Raw genomic sequence first — 5,192 nt, 5'->3', positions numbered from 1 at the left:
ACATTACGACATGTCCGAATAGTCAGGTTACGCTAACGGCTACGGGAGCAAATACCTACTCTTGGAACCCAAGCATTCAAAATGGTGTGCCTTTTACACCAACCACCACAATGAATTACTTGGTGACAGGTACCTCGGCGCAAGGCTGTACTGCAACAGATTTCGTTCTTGTTACTGTATTGCCATCGTTTTCAATTTCGACTCCCCCAGTTTCGGTTTGCCAAAATTTAACAGCAAATCTTGTCGCTTCAGGTGCACAATCCTACACTTGGTCCCCAGCAACGAACTTGAGTGCAACGACTGGATCCAGTGTCATTTTCACTCCTGGAACCAATACCAACTATACCGTTGTTGGCACGAATGCCGCAGGTTGCACAGCAACCTCTACTTTGGTGGTTACAGTTAAGGCATTGCCACTTATTAATGCCGGATTTGACGCCACTATTTGTGCGAATCAATCTACAATTTTAAGTGCTTCAGGCGGTAATAATTATCAGTGGACAGGCCTGGCAGCAGGAAATCCCATTACCGTTTCTCCTACTGTTTCAACGAGCTACACGGTTACAGGTACAGCTGCAAATGGGTGCACGAATACCGATGAATTGTTAGTTACCGTCAATCCTCTACCTATTGTAAATGGTGGTTCAGATGTCACTGTTTGTCCACAAACACAGATTTCTCTCACGGCCACTGGAACAAATAGCTATTCATGGAACCCTTCCATTCAAAATGGTATACCATTTACGCCAACAACAACAACGAATTATCAGGTAACAGGAACTACAAATCTTGGGTGTACAGCTACAGATTTGGTTTTAGTTACTGTATTGCCTCAACCACCATTATCCACTCCAAACGTTGCTACATGCGAAAACGGAACAGTGAATGTTGTCGCTACAGGAGCACAATCATACACTTGGTCACCTGCAACAAATTTGAGTGGTACCTCAGGTGGAAATTTAATTTTTACAGCTGGAAATACGACAACCTATACAATTGTTGGGACAGGTTCGAATGGATGTACTGCCTCTTCAACATTGGTCGTAACAGTTAATCCTTTACCAACTGTTGATGCTGGTGCTGCTTTGAGTACTTGTGCCGGACAATCCGTAAACTTGACTGCAACAGGAGCCAATACCTACACATGGACGGGGGCCGTTGGTAACCCAATCACTGTTACACCACTATCCACAACCACCTATACTGTAACAGGAACGAGTGCTGCAGGATGTTCCAATACAGATCAAATCATAGTTACTGTAAATCCTTTACCTAGCGTGGATGGCGGCGCTGATGTTACGATTTGTTCCGGTGAGCCAGTAACTTTGTCCGCTTCTGGAACAGTATCTTATTCATGGAATCCGACAATTATTAATGGTGATCCATTCAATCCCACAACTACAGCTACCTATGTTGTAACTGGAACTTCCGCATTGGGATGCACAGCAACAGACAATGTACTTGTCACGGTGAATGCTAATCCTGTGGTTGTGGTGAATGATGTATCACTTTGCGTTGGCGGAACGACGAGTTTAACAGCAAATGGAGCTGCCACATACACATGGAGTCCAGCGTTGAATCTCAGCACCACCACAGGAACCAATGTGACCTTTACAGCAGGAACAACCTCGACCTATACAATAACTGGAACGAGTGCAGCAGGTTGCGTTGGCAGTGACGATGTCACTGTAACAGTAAACGCCTTACCTATCGTGAATGCGGGCCAAGATAAAATAATCTGTGAGGGAACCCAAATTACACTTACGGCATTAGGGGCAACAAGCTATTCATGGAATCCAACCGCAACCAACGGAATACCATTTGCACCACCAGTGGGAACCACTGTTTACACCGTAACGGGCACAGATGCCAATGGATGTGTTGCCACGGATGAGCTCACTGTTCTTGTAAATGCAAACCCTATTGTTAATGCTGGACCCGATATAGCTTTATGTGCTGGAGAATCCGCGACATTAACTGCTAGCGGCGCTGTAAACTATACATGGACAGGAGGAATCTCAGACGGAACACCATTTATTCCCACTACGACAAACACGTATACGGTGACTGGAACAAGTGCCGATGGCTGTACCTCTACAGATGCTTTAATTCTAACTGTTAATCCTATTCCAAACGTGAATGGTGGCACAGACATCGAGACATGTGCAGGACAGAACGTAACCTTGGCAGCAAGTGGTGCCGCGACCTATACGTGGGACGGTGGTGCGGTAAACAATCAACCTTTCACGCCACCAACGGGAACAACCATTTATACGGTAACAGGAACCAGTGCTGAGGGTTGTGAAGACACAGATCAGGTATCCGTGCTCATCAATCCTAACTACCAAGCGACCTTTGAACCAAGTGCAACCTTCGGCTGTGCCCCTGAATCTGTTACATTATTTAACACTACTGCTGGAGGGTCAATTGATTGTTCTTGGACCTTAAGTAATGGAGTGACATTGCAAGGATGTGAATCTGTAACGGTCCTATTGGAAAATGCAGGATGTCTCGATGTTACTTTGAGTGTAAATGCTGCTAATGGCTGTTCCAGCACTGTGACACAAACAGATGTCATTTGTATTGAAGAAACGCCAATTGCAGAGTTTTCAGCGCTTCCAAACGTCATTACTATTTTTGACGATCCTGTTCAATTCATCAATACGTCGAGTGCTGCCGCTTCCTATATTTGGGACTTTGGAGATGGATCACCATTGGTTGAAGCCACTGATCCATCACACGATTATTCTCTAGATTCAGTAGGCACTTATTTGGTAACCTTATTGGCCACCTCACCATCAGGCTGTACGGATTCTGCCTTTGCTCTGATTCAAATCATCGATGATGTCATTTTTTACGTTCCAAATTCCTTCACTCCAGATGGAGACATTGCGAATCAAACTTTTCAACCTGTATTTACCTCCGGATTTGATCCAGCCGAATACTCAATACGCATCTTTAATCGTTGGGGTGAAGTGGTTTTCGAATCCAACGATGCAACCATTGGCTGGGATGGAGGATATGGTAATGGATCGAACTACCACTTGATGCAAGAAGGAGTATATACCTGGAAAATTGAATTTACTGTCCTTCAAACGGATGAGCGCATCATGAAAGTGGGGCATGTGAGTTTGCTGCGATAGGGAATTCATCATAAACATTTGTTTCTTTAAGTTGTTAAAACCGTATGACCACAGAACCCATCATACGTGTTGAACATCTCGCCAAGCGCTTCGGTACATTTGAAGCTGTGAAGGATGTTTCATTCACTGTAAACCGAGGAGATGTCTTTGGCTTTCTCGGTCCAAATGGCGCTGGAAAAAGCACCACCATTCGTTGTTTACTTTCACTCATTCGTCCGGATGCCGGTAAGGTTGAACTATTTGGTAAGTCTTATGCGAATGAACGCTCAGCCATCCTAGCGAACATTGGAAGCATCATCGAAAAACCTGATTTCTACAAGTACCTTTCCGCAGAAAAAAATCTAGAAATCTTTGCACGTATCTCGGGTGCGAATGTAGGAAAGAAGGACATTGCTGAAATGCTAGACTTTGTAGGTCTAGGAGACCGTGGTAAACATAAGGTGAAGGGGTTTTCTCACGGAATGAAACAACGCTTGGGTATCGCTCAAACCTTGTTGCACCAACCAGAACTCATCATCTTGGATGAACCTACAACTGGGCTAGATCCGCAAGGAATCGTCGAAATTAGAAACCTCATCTTGAGATTGCGCACAGAGCAAAACAAAACGGTGGTTTTGTCATCGCATCAACTGTCTGAAATTGAACTGATCGCCAACAGAATGGTCATTATCAATAAAGGAAAAACAATTGTTGAAGGGGCTGTTCAAGATTTACTCGATGCAAACGATCTGCAAGTCAGGATAGAAACAAATGATGCTAATGCTGCAAAGGAAGTGATTCTATCTGCCCACCCATCGACTCCAATCACACAATTGAATCAGCGCGAGTTGGAGTTCCCCGTCCACAAGGACCAAGTGCACCTCATCAATCAACTTCTCGTAAGTGCAGGAATATCAGTCCATGCGATTGAACCGAAGCGAAAACTTGAGGATTATTTCATGAATATAATTTCATCCGAACATGTTGCTTAAAAATACTTGGAACGAATTCATAAAGATCCTTTCGAAACCTCGATCTTATCTTGGTGTGGGGGCTTTGACCTTGCTGATTGCCATCATCATTTTCGCGATGAAAGCAGATGGAAAATCCATTATTTCCTTTGTCACGGCATCGTTTGAACAGACCTTAACCTTCAATGGACATATATTAAATGGCTACCTCATTGCGTTCATTATCCTTCAGATGCTCATCGTACACGTGCCATTGCTCGTTGCCTTGGTGACAGGAGATTTAATTGCCGGAGAAGCTGCGATGGGGACAATTCGAATGTTGGCGACAAAACCAATTTCAAGAACGAATATCGTCCTTTCAAAGTTTATTGCCGGAGCAGCCTATACCCTATTCATCATTCTTTGGATGGGATTCTTGGCAATCTTTGTATCGACTGCAATCTTTGGAACTGGCGATGTGATTGTCCTCAACTCCGATGGATTGGTTATTCTTCCAGAGGCTGATGTCTTGTGGCGTTTTGGCGCAGGATTTTGTGTAGCCTTTTTATCCCTACTTACCGTATCATCATTGTCGATTTGTCTTTCTGCTTTCGCAGAAAACTCCATCGGACCTATCGTAGCAACAATGGCGATTATCATTCTGTTTACCATCATTGGTAGCTTAGACGTCACTGTTTTCGATTCCATTAAACCATATTTATTCACCACACACATGGCGTCATGGCGCAGCTTCTTTGAAGAACCAGTTCCCTGGTCGGCGATTCGTGAATCCGTGATTATTCTGGTCGTGCACAATGCTGTACTCGTTACTGTGGCTGTGATCCGATTCAACAAAAAAGACATTACCTCATGAGAAAAATTGCTCAGCTCTTTGTGCTTTTCGCGCTTCCACTTTTGACGAATGCTCAATCGGCAGATGACATCGTTTCAAAAGTTCTTACAAAACTTAATTCAGTGAAAGATTATAAGGTGTCGGCGACGATTAAAGCCAATATTCCTATGATCAAGATTTTACCGAACGAGGCTACGATTTATTTCAAGCAGAAGGATAAGTTTAAAGTTGAATCAAAGGGCATTACCATCTTGCCAAAGCAAGGAT

At 43.9% G+C, this 5,192-nt stretch carries 4 protein-coding genes; all 4 read left to right on the top strand.

Going from position 1 to position 5,192, the window contains the following annotated elements; all coding sequences use genetic code 11:
* The first annotated feature begins 110 nt into the window (after positions 1-110).
* Positions 111-3,143, top strand: a complete 3,033-nt coding sequence (locus ACIQ32_RS11940) for a PKD domain-containing protein (RefSeq protein WP_396195902.1) — start codon at positions 111-113, stop codon at positions 3,141-3,143.
* Positions 3,144-3,187: 44 nt separating this feature from the next.
* Positions 3,188-4,114 carry an ABC transporter ATP-binding protein gene (locus tag ACIQ32_RS11935; protein WP_396195901.1) on the top strand — a complete coding sequence of 309 codons (927 nt, stop codon included), beginning with the start codon at positions 3,188-3,190 and terminating at the stop codon, positions 4,112-4,114.
* Positions 4,104-4,946: an ABC transporter permease gene (locus ACIQ32_RS11930; protein ID WP_396195900.1), complete on the top strand. Its 843-nt coding sequence runs from the start codon at positions 4,104-4,106 to the stop codon at positions 4,944-4,946. Before ACIQ32_RS11935 ends, ACIQ32_RS11930 begins: the two co-directional genes overlap by 11 nt.
* Positions 4,943-5,192: outer membrane lipoprotein carrier protein LolA (locus ACIQ32_RS11925; RefSeq protein WP_396195899.1), on the top strand; the 250-nt coding region annotated here is incomplete at its 3' end. The genes ACIQ32_RS11930 and ACIQ32_RS11925, both read left to right, overlap by 4 nt.

The organism is Flavobacterium sp., assembly GCF_044373165.1.
In the GTDB taxonomy this organism is placed as follows: domain Bacteria; phylum Bacteroidota; class Bacteroidia; order Flavobacteriales; family Flavobacteriaceae; genus Flavobacterium.
This window is presented reverse-complemented; position numbering and strand designations above follow the sequence as displayed.

Bases quoted from the DNA above. Each gene is read 5' to 3' on its own strand.
- ACIQ32_RS11935 (WP_396195901.1), top strand. From the start codon at position 3,188: ATGACCACAGAACCCATCATACGTGTTGAACATCTCGCCAAGCGCTTC.
- ACIQ32_RS11940 (WP_396195902.1), top strand. From the start codon at position 111: ATGAATTACTTGGTGACAGGTACCTCGGCGCAAGGCTGTACTGCAACA.
- ACIQ32_RS11930 (WP_396195900.1), top strand. From the start codon at position 4,104: ATGTTGCTTAAAAATACTTGGAACGAATTCATAAAGATCCTTTCGAAA.